The organism is Candidatus Methanoperedens sp. (assembly GCA_012026795.1).
Lineage (GTDB): Archaea > Halobacteriota > Methanosarcinia > Methanosarcinales > Methanoperedenaceae > Methanoperedens.
Map to the genome: position 1 here is coordinate 22,530 of VEPM01000007.1, position 15,757 is coordinate 38,286.

Genomic DNA, 15,757 nt, shown 5'->3' on the forward strand with positions numbered 1-15,757 from the left:
ACCTTTCTTTTATCATCCGGTGAATTGATCACTATTAATAATTAATTAAATCCAATGCCTCATTCAATTTACTATTCTTTCCTAAAAAAAAGAAGAGGAATAAGTCCGATAACAACAAGAATACAGCCTGCCCACAGGATCGACATGCCCGGAATTACTCTGACATTTGCCACTGAAAGAAAAAGAGGTGTCTGTGTTCCAATACCCTGATACCTTATATTAACGTCAGCAAGTAATCCTCGATAAATAAAAGGCTCAGTAATTAATTCCCCCTTGATCTCCCTGAATCTGGCCTCACCTGAATCGATTAGAAAACCATCTTTATAAATATTATAATTACCTATTTTTGTCATGGTAGCGGATACATGTTCATGTTCTATGGGAAAAGCAAGGTTTGTTAATTCTATCTCGTATCCGCCAATAGATTTCTTTTCATTGAATTTCATGAATAACAAGGTATCTGAAGACGCATATGTGGACATCAGTATTCCTATAAGCAGTAAAACAACTCCAAGATGGGATATATGGGGAGCGCATGAAAACAGCTTTTTCCTTATTCCACTGATATTGAGACTCTTTATTATCCTATACATAGTTCCAATTCCGGCAAATACAAGAACTGCTCCGGAAAAATCCGTATATATATTTTCAGCAGGTTTGATCAGAACGATCGCAAGAATTAAGACTCCACCGAAAATAATCCCATTTTTCCACCATTTCCCAAGAATTTCTAACATGCATATTCCAAGAACTGCGATAAATGCTATTGTCAGTGGATATGACCATGTTCCATACAGACCAACTGAAATAGATGCGCCGAAATTTTTAAGGATCAAAGTTGCTGTAAGTCCCCAGAATAGTATGAAAGCAAGCCCCATAAGAAGAATTATCGTTACATAAAAAATATTTTTGTTTGAAAGTAACGTTGATTTCCCGTTTTCTTCATCTTTCTCCAATAAAAAATACCGATAGGTTACCAGCCCTTCTGACACGATAGCCAGCAGAATGACCAACAATAACAGTGAAAAAATATCAGAACCTTCACTAAATGAGTGGGCTGAATTAAGAGTTCCGCTTCGAATTATGTATGTTGAATACATGGCAGAAATAAAACCATTCACAGCCAGGGTCGGAGTCAACCACTTCGCCCGGTTCCTCCTGTACAGGCTTGTTGAATGTAAATATGCAGTCAACAAAAGCCATGTCATGAGGATCGAAATAAAAGCAGGGTCCCATATCCAGTAACTCTCCCATACTTCATATGACCACATCACTCCTGTTACCATGCCAGCGCCCAGGATTATCCATGCAGCCCTGCCATATGGTCTTGAAAACTCTTCCCACTCCCCTTTTCTATCTAAAAGATGAAGTATCGCAGAAGCAAAGATCACAACCATGATCCCGTATGGCAAAAAGATCCCTGGAGGATGGAATATCATCCATTTATTAATTAGAAGAGGATTTAATCCTGCGCCATCTTCCGGGATTTCAACAGACCCTGTATCAAATACACTGATGAAAGGCGAAAGGAAAGCGGTAATGAAAATAAACATTATCCCTATTAGAAGGATAATTATTTGTATCCTGCGAAAGAACTTTGTTTCCTGCCCATGACTCTCCGAGACAATAAAAGCCATCAGTATTATTGTCCATGCCAGAAACATAATTGAACCGGCTTCTCCTGTCCATAAGGCTGAAATCTTATATATAAAAGGCAGGTCTTTGCTCGTGTATTGCCACACATAATGAACTGAAAAATCAGAGATTATGAGGTAATATAAAAGAAGCGCCATCGCCGCTGAAATTAATATGGCTGTAGCGCGGATGGGTTTTTTTGAATGCGGTATTAATTGCTCGAATGCTGTTTTCTTTCCAGAATCCTTTAATTCCGCAAAGATAAGTGAAAAAATGGATATAATTCCAAAAAGTATGCTAAAATATAGTAATATTGTTCCTATTTCCATTTTACAATCTCTGAAAAGCTAATTGTTTTCTCTATATTAAAATATTCCTCTAAGTTTGAGTCCTAAAAAAATATTGACCATCATCAAGAGAATTGCAGTTCCAAGGAGAGCTGCAATTTCTTTATTATCCCATGCCTTATAAAGAAAAATATAGGTAGTTAACAATGTAGCTATTCCCCAGATCCCTGTGCCATGCAGAGGTGTCGGTAGTATAGACAGTATGAACATGCCAAACGACAGATGCCCTGATAAATGTCCATATTTCCGGCTCTTAATATAAGCAATTGTCAGGGTTGTAAGGATTATACCAGTATTGACATCATGAATTGCTGAAAGATTGAACATCGGTTCATCCTTCATATTTTGTCGGGCATTTCGTGATAATTTTTGTGGCATGGAAGGTAGAATCATTCATAGTTCCAAGTATCACGATTTTAGAATCCATTCCAAATGATAGTGGTAATTCACCAATAAAACTTACGTTCATTGTTGATACGCCGTCGGTAAGTACAAAAGTATATTCGCCTGTATTCAATGGGGCAAATGAACCTTTCTGGATCGAACCATTTACCCACATCATTTTATTTTCCTTTTCCAGAAGAGCTTCGTCGATCGTTTTATATTTTTCAATATAATTTGAGAAGGTGCTATAACTTAACACAAGTATGAAAATGATTACTACTGAACCAATTATTACTCGTGAATCTATTTTCATAAATTATTGTCTTGAGCTCGATATTATATTGTGAATAAGTCAAGAATATTAATCTTGACTTATTCACAATATGATATTATACATTCGTAACTGTGCCGCTAATTATTCCTGTTGGTTTCTTCTGGAGATATACCGGTAACAGAGTTGTGTCTCCCTGAGTAACAACCACACCCGTGCTTGTATTGTCGTTATGCGTGGGCTGTTTGCTAACTGTAACATTGTAGGTTCCGGTTGGGACTGCAAATGAATAGTTGCCGTTAATATCCGTTTTCTTGATATCTGCGCTATCTATCCATACATCTGCATTTACTACAGGCCCGTCTACGCTTGTTACTGTCACGTTGATATATCCAAGGGACTGGACAACAAGCTGAGCATTCTTTGGAGTGCTCCACTGTTTACCGATATCCACGCCGCGGACATATATTGTGTGATTCCCGTCCGGGAGGCTGCCTGTATCAAGTGTTGCTATTACACTCTCCCAGCTTCCTTGCCTTGCATCATAAAGGCCGTCCGCTGCCGTCATAGGAATTCCTTTGCCCTGGCCAGGATCTGTATCGATATAATACTCAGCTCCACCAACACGTGAAGCAGCACCATTTGCATCGTTGATCATGGATGTTATTTCAACAGGAGTTCCTTTTGTGACGCTAAGTGAAACATTGTTATTCAGATAGACTGTATTGGTAGAACCTCCTGTACCCGGATATGTCCTGTCAACATTATGCCTTGCCAGGGTATCCAGGCTGCTGGAAATATCCGTGCCATGGCAACTTCCGCCGTTACATGTTGTATAACCGGAACCGCCCATAGCCGTATCTGTAAGGTTTGGTGCATTATATTTTGATGCATATGTCGTGTGGCATGATTTACATGATACAGTTACCGGCATAGCAAGCGAACTATTATGCAGGTCAGATGCGCTGCCATCTACATGGCACTTGTCACATGTACCTGTGCCCGTATGAGGTATGGTTACCTGCTTATTCACCACACCATAGCTGGTCTTATTCACAGCGCTGTTGTGGCAGTTATTGCACGCGGTATTGTAAGTTCCTGCGCTTGGTGTTACAAGGTTCGTTGTTGTACCGTAATGTGTAACATTTCCCATTGCTGTATTAACTGTTGAATTCTGATCCGGGATATTCAAACTGTTGCTGTGGCAGTTCTCACAATTCATTGTGGTTACATTAATATTAGCACCGGGATAGTGTTCGCTGACTGCTGGTGAGGTAACATCCTGGTTCACGTGGCAGTCATTGCATACACGGACATTTACACCGGCCTGGACAGTATAATTTGAACCCATATCAGTGGTATTGTAATGGCATGTCGCGCAATCGCTGTTTGTCAGGTTATTATTTCCATCTGTACTGTTGACATTTATATGCATACCAAAGGATGCCGGATCTATCTTTACATTTGATGATCCGTTAAGACCGTGGCAAGTTATACAGCTATCTGTATTTGCATTGACTATTCCATTGAGGTGGCCTGTCTGGTTTCCTGTTGATGCTCCAGTACCGTGGCAACCTTCACACTCAGCAAGCGTTGCAGCAGGATGAGAGCTACCAGTTCTTGTCAATGTCGGCGGGATGCTGTGGCAGTCACCGCATGTTACACTTGATGTGTTCCAGGTGGGTTTGGGCTTGATATCGTTCGGGTTGGGGCTGTGGCAGTACACACTGCATGTCTTGCTGGCATTGATGCTGCCGGTAACATTCGTAAAGTTGATGTCAATTGCACCGTTTGTCCTGTGCCCTGTCTGGTTACCTGCATCTGCATTCGTTCCATGGCATTCTGCACAGCTATAGCCTTCTGTGGTATAGTGTCTGGTATGGTTTCCTGTTGGTGGCAGACCGCTTGGGACTGTTGAATGGCATTCTGTGCATGCTCCGGCAGATGCTGTGTTCCATGTGGCTGTCCCGACTTTTGCACCGCTGCTTAAGCCGTTGCTATGGCATGAGACGCCACTACAGGTATCGTCATTGCCTGAGGCAAGGTTCTGGAAGTAGGTCATGGTGGCTGAGGCATTGACTGCGACATCTGCTGCACCATCATTCTGGGGGTGACCGAGTTCATAGCCGCCTGCATTGTTATGACAATACTGGCAGCTTGTGTTTTCAAGAGTACCGTAACCTTTGGATTTGTGAAGGTCATGAGCACCGGTCATGTTGTACCGTGTTGTGCCGCTCGGTGGCTGGGAATGACAGGAGACACAGCTCATTGTCGGGGTATCGATTACTCCGTTGATATGCCCTGTCTGGGTACCGAGTGTTGCATTTGCACCGTGGCAGCCGTTACAGTTCGTATCTGTTGTATGATTTACATTGTTTCTTGTGATTGTTGGCGGGATACTGTGGCAGTCACCACATGATACACTTGATGTGTTCCAGGTGGGTTTGGGCTTGATATCGTTCGGGTTGGGGCTGTGGCAATACACGCTGCAGGTATTGCTGGCATTGATGCTGCCGGTGACGTTTGTGAAGTTGATGTCAATCGCACCGTTTGTCTTATGACCAGTCTGGTTACCTGCATCTGCATTCGTTCCATGACATTCTGCACAGCTATAGCCTTCTGTTGTATAGTGTCTGGTATGGTTACCAGTTGGCGGCAGACCGCTTGGGACTGTTGAGTGACATTCTGTACATGCTCCTGCTGTTGCTGTGTTCCATGTGGCTGTTCCGACTTTTGCACCGCTGCTTAAGCCGTTGCTGTGGCATGAGACGCCACTACAGGTATCGTCGTTACCTGAGGCAAGGTTCTGGAAGTAGGTCATGGTGGCTGAGGCGTTGACTGCAACATCTGCTGCACCATCATTCTGGGGGTGACCGGGTTCGTAGCCGCCAGCGTTATTGTGGCAATACTGGCAGCTTGTGTTTTCAAGAGTGCCGTAACCTTTGGATTTATGCAGGTCATGGGCACCGGTCATATTATAACGGACTGTACCGCTTGGTGGCTGGGAATGACAGGAGACACAGCTCATTGTCGGGGTATCAATTACACCATTGAGATGGCCAATCTGTGTACCTGTTGAAGCATTTGCACCATGGCAACCGTTACAGTTTGTGTCCGAGGTATGAGTCTTGTTGTTCCTTGTTGTGAAAGCTGTTGGCGGAATGCTGTGGCAGTCACCACATGTTACACTTGATGTGTTCCAGGTAGGTTTGGGCTTGACATCGTTCGGGTTAGGGCTGTGGCAGTACACACTGCATGTCTTGCTCGCATTGATGCTACCGGTAACATTTGTGAAGTTAATATCGATCACTGCATTGGTCTTATGGCCTGTCTGGTTACCTGCATCTGCATTCGTTCCATGGCATTCTGCACAGCTATAGCCTTCTGTTGTATAATGTCTGGTATGATTACCAGTTGGCGGCAGACCGCTTGGGACTGTTGAGTGACATTCTGTGCATGTTCCTGCTGTTGCTGTGTTCCATGTGGCTGTTCCGACTTTTGCACCGCTGCTTAAGCCGTTGCTGTGGCATGAGACGCCACTACAGGTATCGTCGTTACCTGAGGCAAGGTTCTGGAAGTAGGTCATGGTGGCTGAGGCATTGGCTGCAACATCTGCTGCACCATCATTCTGGGGGTGACCGGGTTCGTAACCACCTGCATTGTTATGGCAGTATTGACAGCTTGTGTTTTCAAGAGTACCGTAACCTTTGGATTTATGAAGGTCATGGGCACCGGTCATGTTGTATCTCTCGGTTCCACTTGGCGGTTGAGAATGACAGGACAGGCAGTTCATTGTCGGAGTATCAATTACACCATTGAGATGACCGATCTGTGTGCCTGCTGATGCATTTGCACCATGGCAGCCGTTACAGTTTATGTCCGAGGTATGAGTCTTGTTGTTCCTTGTTGTGAAAGCTGTCGGCGGAATGCTGTGGCAGTCACCACATGTTACACTTGATGTGTTCCAGGTGGGTTTGGGCTTGATATCGTTCGGGTTAGGGCTGTGGCAGTACACACTGCATGTCTTGCTGGCATTGATGCTACCGGTAACGTTCGTGAAGTTGATATCGATCACTGCATTGGTCTTATGGCCTGTCTGGTTACCTGCATCTGCATTCGTTCCATGGCATTCTGCACAGCTATAGCCTTCTGTTGTATAATGTCTGGTATGATTACCAGTTGGCGGCAGACCGCTTGGGACTGTTGAGTGACATTCTGTGCATGTTCCTGCTGTTGCTGTGTTCCATGTGGCTGTTCCGACTTTTGCACCGCTGCTTAAGCCGTTGCTGTGGCATGAGACGCCACTACAGGTATCGTCGTTACCTGAGGCAAGGTTCTGGAAGTAGGTCATGGTGGCTGAGGCATTGGCTGCGACATCGGCTGCACCATCATTCTGGGGGTGACCGGGTTCGTAGCCGCCAGCGTTATTGTGGCAATACTGGCAGCTTGTGTTTTCAAGAGTACCGTAACCTTTGGATTTATGAAGGTCATGGGCACCGGTCATATTATACCGTGTTGTGCCGCTTGGAGGCTGGGCATGGCAGGAGATACAGCTCATTGTCGGGGTATCGATTACTCCGTTGATATGTCCTGTCTGTGTACCGAGTGTTGCGTTTGCACCGTGGCAGCCGTTACAGTTGGTATCTGTTGTATGATTTACATTGTTTCTTGTGATTGTCGGCGGGATGCTGTGGCAGTCACCACATGATACGCTTGAAGTGTTCCAGGTGGGTTTGGGCTTGACATCGTTCGGGTTAGGGCTGTGGCAGTAGACTGAGCATGTCTTGCTAGCATTGATGCTGCCTGTGACGTTCGTGAAGTTGATATCGATCACTGCATTGGTCTTATGGCCTGTCTGGTTACCTGCATCTGCATTCGTTCCATGGCATTCTGCACAGCTATAGCCTTCTGTTGTATAATGTCTGGTATGGTTACCTGTTGGTGGCAGACCGCTTGGGACTGTTGAGTGGCATTCGTTGCATGCTCCTGCTGTTGCCGTGTTCCAGGTGGCTATGCCGACTTTTGCACCGCTGCTTAAGCCGTTGCTGTGGCATGAGACGCCACTACAGGTATCGTCATTGCCTGATGCCGGGTTCATGTTATAAGTCCCTATTGAGGCTGAGGCATTTGTGACTACTGTTGCATTGTCATTTGTATTAGGATGACCTGCTTCGTTCTTACCCCCGGTTGAATGGCAGTAATCACAGCTTGTTTCCGGGATGCTGCCGTATCCTGCTGATTTATGCAGGTCATGGGCACCGGTCATGTTGTACCGGACCGTACCGCTTGGTGGCTGGGAGTGGCAGGATGTACAGCTACCTGAACCTCCCTGTACACTTGCATTATGGAAATCCACGATTGCAAGGCTCGAAACATTGCTATCTTTGTGGCATACATCACACTGGCTTGTCAGGGTTTCGGTATGATTTCTTTTTATGCTTGTACTGATATTCACCGGGGAACCCCAGCTTGCATTGTTTGAATATGTAGCATTGTTATGGCACTCGATACAGTTGGAGGTATTGATTGGACCAAAGTGCTGGTATGGGCTTGTTGAAATGTTTGTTACATCCTTAATATAATGTACAAAAGCAGTTGTCATTCCGTTAGTTCCTGCATTTGGCAGGAACATCCCGCTATTGTCATGACAGGTATTGCATGTTGCATTGGTTATTACGTCCTGACCGACCTGGTTATGTTCTGCTACAAGCGGAGCGCTGTAATTTCCTGCACCGGTATGACAATCAGCACATAGCTTCGGATTCCTGTAATTTTCTGGATGACCGCTGGCCGGAGCTGTTCCGTCACCATGGCATGCATAACATGCTTTGTTCACATCGGTCAACGCCTGGTTCAGGTTCCTATGTGTGCTGTTCTTAAGAACATTTATATCAACTTCTTTTGGTGCTGAGCCGCCGATATCATGACAGGATTTACAATCCGGTCCTCCTGATAATCCCTGAGCGACATTATGAAGAAGACCTGTGATATTTGTGCTCGATGTGAGGCTTCCGTGGCACCCCTGGCATGACGCATCATCCTTGGCAATACTGCTGTGATTAAAGTAACCGGGTTTGCTCTGGTTTGCGCCGTATGTGGCATGGCCAGTAATCTCAGGCGGTACCCTCAGGGCGTTAAAAATATTCACCATATCATTGTAGGTATTTGCACCGCTGGTATATCCCTGCCAGTGACATGAAGAACACCAGTAGGTAGTATTTGATATTGTTGAGCCAACAACATTGTTACCATCAAATTGGGCTGGTCTCCCCAGAGCGCTCAAATCATGCTGTGTAGAACCATGGCAGTAATTGCAGGCAGTTAATTGTGCGCTTCCGCCTGTTCCACTCGTCCAGTAATTATTCCACTTCTGGCCTGCTGACGAATCATTGCTATGGTTTAATGGGATCTGTACTTGCGGCGGATTTGGTCCTGAATATGGGCCTGCTTTAGGATTTAATTTAAGAGTATTGAAGAATGAGGCGTTCTGGTGACAGTTGGTACAATTACCCTGGTAGGTACTTCCCTTGTTAACATATCCGGCACTCTGTGATAATACTTGAATTACATGCACATCCTGGCTGTGGCAGAGTGTGCAGTTAACACTTCCTTTATGCTGTTCATAATTTGCATGACAGGTCGTACATTGACTATCCTCTGTTACATTATTCAACATACCCACAGTTGGATCGGGTTTTGTAATATTATGCATCGGACCATGACAGATAATGCATGGAATGCTGGCATTCTGGTCATGATAAGTCGATGTCGTGGAATAATTAGAGAGAATTCCATTTAATGTTGATTTTTTTGTGATTGCTGTTCTATTATGGCAATTACTGCATGAGCCTATTACCATATTGGTTTGATGCTGGGTAATTGTCCCATGACAGCTGCTATTGGTACAGCTAATACTGCTATGCCTATCAGAGGTATTCATACTGGGTGTTGATCCCTGGCCATTGTATGAAAGATGGCAATACATACAATCATTGGCTGTATTATAGTGAGTACTTCTGGCGCCAACAACCCCATCATGCCCTGTCGTATAGGGAGAATTGATTGCTGCTCCTGTTGCCCAGCTTTGACTGCTATGTCCTGTGCAGCCAGCTCCTCCGCCGCATCCCCACCAGTTGTAAATGAAAGATGTGCTCTGATTCAGTCCTTCAAAATCCGCCACTATCTGCCATTTTCCGTAATAATTCTTGTTATTAAGGTCGCGTGTTACATTTACAAGACCTTTGCTATCGGTAGCTTTCGTGAAAGTATAGTCGTTGGTTCCTACCGGGTTTTTAAGTGTAAAATTAACATTTTTATTTGCAAGAGGCTTACCATTGCTATCAAGCAACATTGCCCACATCGTTATTGTAGTCTCTACACCTGTAATGGTATCTGTAGCCCAATTATTGGTTGGGTTCTTAAATCCTGTTCCTGAAAAAGAACCTGTCTTTGGATCATCAAGCACCACGTACCTGTTGGCTGAAACAAGGATTTTTCCAGCGGATGATGGTTGCATATAAGTTATCGAAATATTCGAATTCGGTTGATTTGCTCCGTTCACAGTTTTTGTGATAGAGTTCGGATTATATCCAGTTTTTGATGCTGTAATTATATATGTGCCGTTATTAACTGTAAAATAATAGTAACCTGCTCCATCTGTTGAAATGTTCAAGCTCGTATTGGTTGTAACAATAGCACCAGATATCGCAGCGCCATTTGATGAATTGGTAACATAACCGGATAAAAGGTAGGTCGGGACAGGAGATAGAGAGATATTGACATTTGTCAGGTTAGCGCCGCTGATGGTTCTTGTTGTAGAATTAGTAGCATAACCGGTCAGGCTGGCATTTATAAGATATGATCCGTTGGATAAATTTGTGAAGATATAATAGCCCTGAGCATTTGTGGTTGTGGATTGGCTGGTGTTTGTCTGGACTGTTGCGCCGTTCAGGGCAGAACCGTTGGATTTATTGGTGATATAACCTGAAATGGTGTATGTTGCTACAGCCTGGGCAGTTTCTACTATATCGATATAAGCACTCGTTGAACTTGCATAAACCCTTGCGATATCCGTGCTTCCCGGCTGGTTGAAATCATATTGCAGCATTAATCTATGATTCTGAGGTACAGTGTAGGCAGAACTTGATATAGTATAAGAATAAGCTGTCGTTGTTGTACCTCCTGTAAGAGTTATTGTTTGGCTTGACCCTATTAACGTTTTTGTACCTGAAACGGGATTATAATCATAAAGCCTCACAATTGCAGTATTACTTGTTGAGGCACCTCTTAAATAAGCACTTCCGGCTGGATTTGCACTTATCTGGGTTGGTTGTGAATAATCTGAAGTAAAATACCATCTTGAATGTGTATATAATCCCGTTGGATGGGAGTTAGTACTGCCTGTTCTTGCATTTCCTGAATCTAACCCGGTTGTATCCATAGATGCTGTGATTATTGGCGGGATGGTAACATATGTTCCTGATACAACATTGGTTGGACCATCAACACCTATGTCAACGCCATTAACAGTGTTCATATAATATCTGACGGTTGCTGCGCTCGCCAAATTACTCAAAAGAAGCAATGTCAATATTCCGAAAATTAAAATTTTTATAAGGTTAAAACTACACTTTTTTTCAATGTCTGCTTTTTCTCTCATTTTTGCCTATCCTCTCAAATAATAAAGATAACATTTAATTAAGCTAGCATATCATATATATTTTCTCTTCCTTATGATGATCATTTAGGATGGGAAAATACTATTTTCGACATCTCGCTTTTTTCATGTGGCCAGGTATGTTGTATGAAGCCCGCTGTAAACATATCCTATACCAAAAATAGAAAAAGCCATCACAAAGATACTAAATATAATGAACCAGGCGATCTTCTTCCCTGACCAGCCAACATTCATCCTCAGATGCAGGCATAGTCCATATGTGAACCATACGATTAGAGACCATGTCTCTGTAGGGTCCCAGCCCCAGTATCTCCCCCATGTCTGGTTAGCCCATACTGCGCCCGCTCCTATCATTATTGTAAGAAAAAGAAAGCCTGAAGCAACGAACCGGTACATCAGATCATCCATTACTTTAATATCAGGGAGTTTATCATAAAATGAAGCGACCTCAGGTGAAATAGTTTCAACATTCCTTGAACGTTTCTCCTTCAGGAGATATATGATTGCGATGCCTACTGCAATAAGGAAAGAGCCAAAAGCAAGGCTGGCAAAGCCAACATGTGCTATCAGCCAGTAGCTGCGAAGCGAAGCCGAGACTGTCTGGATATCCCTTGAGAATGTTGAACCTACAGCCATCATTAATAAGGATGCAGGCATCACGATAAAACCTGTTATCCTTATTTTTTCATATTTGTACTGGACCAGCAAGAAAATGAGGATAGTGAACCATGCATACTTTGAAAGGACTTCATACATGCTTATATAAGGCCCATGGCCGGTTTCGATCCATCGAAGAGCAATAGAAACACTGTGAAGTAACAAACCTGCAATTGCAGTATTTATGCCGATTTTAATCTTTTCTTCTTTTTTAAAAACAAAACAGATGATATATATTATCGAACTTAATGCATAAAACGTCGTAGCTGTAAGATACAATATCCAATCAATCTGTGCCATTTGATAACCTCATTCCTAAATTATTAGCAATTTCTGAAAACTCTTCTTCATATAATGACCTGAACTTATCCGACTTTCCACCTATATGTATTTCTTTTTCATTGCTTTTTCCAAGTTCAACAATCTCTACCCAAATTCTTTTTGGAACTATGAAAAAGGAAATGAAAAGACTCAGTGTAATAAGCCCGAATCCGATAATGACCAGAAAAACGCTATTATCCTTTACAACATAAAAATTGCTCCAGTATTTTATATCATAAAAGCCAAGCGTTTTATCACCTATTGTTAAAGTTTCATTTAACCTCATCGTTCCATCATAAATCTCTTTTCCTCTGTCAAATATTTTAATAAAAAGAATAGGTGTTTGCCCGACATAGTCTGATGCTGTGACTTCGGATGTTAAAGGGGCTGTCATATATACCATTATCCCGGCTTCGAGTCCTGTATCTCCCAGTTCAAAATATGAAACATATCTCTGGCTATCATCCTGGTCTGTTGCGGTTATATATGACCCTGAATAGACGGTTCCATCAGAGTTCACCAGCAGCAATAATGGCGCCAATCCATAAACGTTCCCGAGGAATGTGTAGCCCCCGTAGCTCATCATATGATTTAAATAAACAATATCGGTCTTCACCTGCTGGTCATTCTCATATATGTCAAGTTTTCCGGCTGCTCCTCGCGGGGTACCTGTATCATCCGTATAATCCGGATAGAATTTTTCAAGAGAAATATTGAATTTTTTATGATTTTCATAAAAAAAAGGCCCTTCATTTATGAACATATAATTTTCATGGTCTTCTGAAAGCGTCTGTCCTTCTATCAATCGCATATCTCCTTCCATCCGTCCTGTGCTGCCATAGACTACTGCCAAAATTATAAAAAGTATGCATATATGGAGTAATGGAGTTCCGAATACTCCAATCCTGTTTCTTTCTGCGTATATAAAATTCTCATGATTTGAAACATTATAACCTTTTGATGACAAGACGGAATTGATTATCAAAGCAGCATCCTTTTGGTCTTTCACGGTCTTAATTGTCCTGTTATTTTCAAGACTCCTGATAAATGTTAGTTTTTGAAACTGCGGATTTACCTTAAATCGTCTTACTGAGTTATTAAACATAACCTTTGTGCAAAAAAGCGTATTCATGAAAAGAAGAGCAGCCATGCTTATGAATATTGACGAAGAAAAAAGGTGGGTAAATCCGAGCTGGTTAAAAATTTTGGCCTCTGTAGTATGATTTTTCTCCCAAGAATTATATACTTCAGTCTTGAGCTGCGATTTCTGGGGTATATGCGTACCCAGGATTGATAAGAATATTATAAGAACAATAAGAGCAATGGCAAGCCTTCGGGATTTAAAAAAAGCAGTGATTTGTTTTGCAACATTAGAATCCATTGCTAAATCATCCCTTGGTATTCTTAGGATCTTGTTTGTTGAAATGGAATATAAGGGGCATTTAATTAATCCATATAAAACAAGTTAACTATAAATAACTTTGCAGACGATGTAAACATAAAAAGTAGCGAATTGAAATGACACCGATAAAAAAAATAACTACAATTATTGCACTGGGCATTTTTCTTTTTCTTATTGCTTTTTATCTGCAAGGTTCATTTTCAAAAGAGGAAGGAGATTATATTAAGCTTGGAAATGTATCGTTTCATACTTCCATAGAGCCAGGTATTAAAGAAGCGAAAAACCAGAGCAAACCTATTTTTCTTTATTTCAGATCGGAAACATGCTACTGGTGTATTGTATTTGAAAAAGAATCATTGTCCGATAATACTATAGTCGAATTACTGAATAAAGAGTTTGTGCTTATCTCCATAGATACTTTTAAGCAAAAAAATGTTGCTCAGAACTTGAATGTCCGATCTACCCCGTATATGATTTTTTTTGATAAAGATGGAAAAGAGATTTCAAGGGTACCCGGATATATTCCAAAAGATGAGTTTATGGTTAAACTTAATAAGATACTAGAACAATTGGAGGATCGATAACCATCTCTGGTTTTTTAATATACTTCTCCATGAACTTTTTTGCTTCTGGAGGCATTTCACCTTTCATCTGGTTTGCCAGGTAAGAATCATTTATAAGCAATCTTGTTACATCGATCATATAATTTTTCTTGAATTCACTCATCTTTTCGATCGCAGATAACTTATCCGTATAAAATTCCCTGAATGCATTAAGCAGATGTTTATTTAGCTCTTCTCTTGTCATATTAACGGGCTTGACGATGGGCTCAATAAGGTTATATTTAGAATAATCAAATTCCTCAATATATGGTGCAAGTTCAGGATAAATATCTGAATAAGGCCAGGGAGCGATAGCCAGGAAAAAAGCAAGATCAGGATTATAATATTTTGCAAGTTTTATCGCCTCAGCGATCGAAGACGGAGTTTCATCCGGCATCCCCAATACAAATGATGTTTCAGATATGATCCCTGCATTATTGATCAGGTCGATCGCCTGTTTGGATTCCTCGATCCTGAGGTTCTTTTTATATATATCCAGAGTGTTCTGGCTTGCTGATTCTGCTCCTACGTAAATATGGAGGATACCTGCTTTGACATATTTATCCATTATATCCTTATCCCTGAGAATATCATCAACTCTTGTTTCCATAAGGATTTCAATATCAAGGTTCTTCTCAATAAGAAGATCAAGGATTTTCTCCCAGCGCTTTCTGTCAAACGTGGGAGTTTCATCTGCTATCATCGCAACGTCCACGCCATAAGTAGCATTCAGGTATTCCAGTTCAGCTACGAAATTTTCAGGACTGCGTCCTCTCCATTTCTTTTTCCAGAAAAGCCTCTGGGAACAGAAGGTGCATTTTTGTGTACAGCCCCTTGAGGAACTCACAACTGCAAGAGTTGAGTTTTTTTTGGTCTTGAACGAATAATCCTTCCATTCAACCAGGTTCCATGCCATTGGGAGAGTATCAAGATCTTTAATCAGCGGCCTATCTTTTGTGGCAAATATCTTTCCATTCCGGGAATACGCTATTCCCGGTACATCCAACTCCTTTCCTGCAAAAACATTATTAAGAAGTTCAGTTGTTGTTATCTCACCCTCCCCGCGCACTATGAAATCTATGATATCCCCATCCTTTTGGAGGATATCCTCCCAGCAGAAATTAGAGTGTATACCGCCCAGCATTGTTATTATAGAAGGATTCACTTCTTTTGCAATCTTCAGTATCGAGATAGCATCATACAGGCTTGATGTGTACGCAGCTGTCCCCACGGCATCCGGTGAATATTCAATTATGTATTTTTTGATATCATCAAAAGTATGGAATTTTGTCATTGCATCATATATCCTGACCTCATGACCTGAATCCTGAAGGCTTCCTGCAACATATACCATGCCCAGCGGCATCCATGAGCCGGCTGATTCAAGTACTCCACAGTGGTAAGGGGGTGTAATTAAAAGAACTTTTTTTTTCATTTAAGCCTCTGATTGCTTCTAATTAT

8 protein-coding genes are annotated in these 15,757 nt (G+C 42.1%); 1 reads left to right on the forward strand and 7 read right to left on the reverse strand.

Annotated elements, in window-relative coordinates:
• Positions 1-71: 71 nt before the first annotated feature.
• The 6 genes from FIB07_02865 to FIB07_02890 all read right to left on the reverse strand — a co-directional run bounded on the left by FIB07_02865 (position 72) and on the right by FIB07_02890 (position 13,673).
• The gene (locus FIB07_02865) at positions 72-1,964 is read right to left on the reverse strand and encodes a hypothetical protein (protein NJD51787.1); all 1,893 of its coding nucleotides are present in this window, start codon (positions 1,962-1,964) and stop codon (positions 72-74) included.
• Between the two features lie 36 nt (positions 1,965-2,000).
• Positions 2,001-2,309, reverse strand: coding sequence for a hypothetical protein (locus FIB07_02870; GenBank protein NJD51788.1), 309 nt, complete (start codon positions 2,307-2,309; stop codon positions 2,001-2,003).
• 4 nt (positions 2,310-2,313) lie between these two features.
• Positions 2,314-2,679: a cytochrome c maturation protein CcmE gene (locus FIB07_02875; GenBank protein NJD51789.1), complete on the reverse strand. Its 366-nt coding sequence runs from the start codon at positions 2,677-2,679 to the stop codon at positions 2,314-2,316.
• A gap of 76 nt (positions 2,680-2,755) precedes the next feature.
• Entirely contained in the window at positions 2,756-11,296 is an 8,541-nt protein-coding gene (locus FIB07_02880; GenBank protein NJD51790.1) for a CxxxxCH/CxxCH domain-containing protein, read from the reverse strand.
• Between the two features lie 123 nt (positions 11,297-11,419).
• A complete protein-coding gene (ccsB, locus tag FIB07_02885) occupies positions 11,420-12,271 on the reverse strand; it encodes a c-type cytochrome biogenesis protein CcsB (GenBank protein ID NJD51791.1) in 852 nt (283 codons plus the stop codon).
• Positions 12,258-13,673 (reverse strand): cytochrome c biogenesis protein ResB, encoded by a 1,416-nt coding sequence (locus FIB07_02890; protein NJD51792.1) that lies wholly within the window; start codon positions 13,671-13,673, stop codon positions 12,258-12,260. Before FIB07_02890 ends, ccsB begins: the two co-directional genes overlap by 14 nt.
• A 137-nt stretch (positions 13,674-13,810) precedes the next feature.
• Here FIB07_02890 and FIB07_02895 point away from each other — a divergent pair, with 137 nt between their 5' ends.
• A complete protein-coding gene (locus FIB07_02895) occupies positions 13,811-14,278 on the forward strand; it encodes a thioredoxin family protein (GenBank protein NJD51793.1) in 468 nt (155 codons plus the stop codon).
• On the opposite strand, the gene FIB07_02900 is transcribed toward FIB07_02895, so the two are convergent.
• A complete protein-coding gene (locus FIB07_02900; GenBank protein NJD51794.1) occupies positions 14,244-15,731 on the reverse strand; it encodes a radical SAM protein in 1,488 nt (495 codons plus the stop codon). The two genes, FIB07_02895 and FIB07_02900, sit on opposite strands and share 35 nt — an antisense overlap.
• Between the last annotated feature and the right edge of the window lie 26 nt (positions 15,732-15,757).

Excerpts from the sequence above, each read along its gene's own strand:
- FIB07_02865 (NJD51787.1), bottom strand. The coding sequence starts at position 1,964 with ATGGAAATAGGAACAATATTACTATATTTTAGCATACTTTTTGGAATT.
- FIB07_02870 (NJD51788.1), bottom strand. The coding sequence starts at position 2,309 with ATGTTCAATCTTTCAGCAATTCATGATGTCAATACTGGTATAATCCTT.
- FIB07_02875 (NJD51789.1), bottom strand. The coding sequence starts at position 2,679 with ATGAAAATAGATTCACGAGTAATAATTGGTTCAGTAGTAATCATTTTC.
- FIB07_02880 (NJD51790.1), bottom strand. The coding sequence starts at position 11,296 with ATGAGAGAAAAAGCAGACATTGAAAAAAAGTGTAGTTTTAACCTTATA.
- ccsB (NJD51791.1), bottom strand. The coding sequence starts at position 12,271 with ATGGCACAGATTGATTGGATATTGTATCTTACAGCTACGACGTTTTAT.
- FIB07_02890 (NJD51792.1), bottom strand. The coding sequence starts at position 13,673 with ATGGATTCTAATGTTGCAAAACAAATCACTGCTTTTTTTAAATCCCGA.
- FIB07_02895 (NJD51793.1), top strand. The coding sequence starts at position 13,811 with ATGACACCGATAAAAAAAATAACTACAATTATTGCACTGGGCATTTTT.
- FIB07_02900 (NJD51794.1), bottom strand. The coding sequence starts at position 15,731 with ATGAAAAAAAAAGTTCTTTTAATTACACCCCCTTACCACTGTGGAGTA.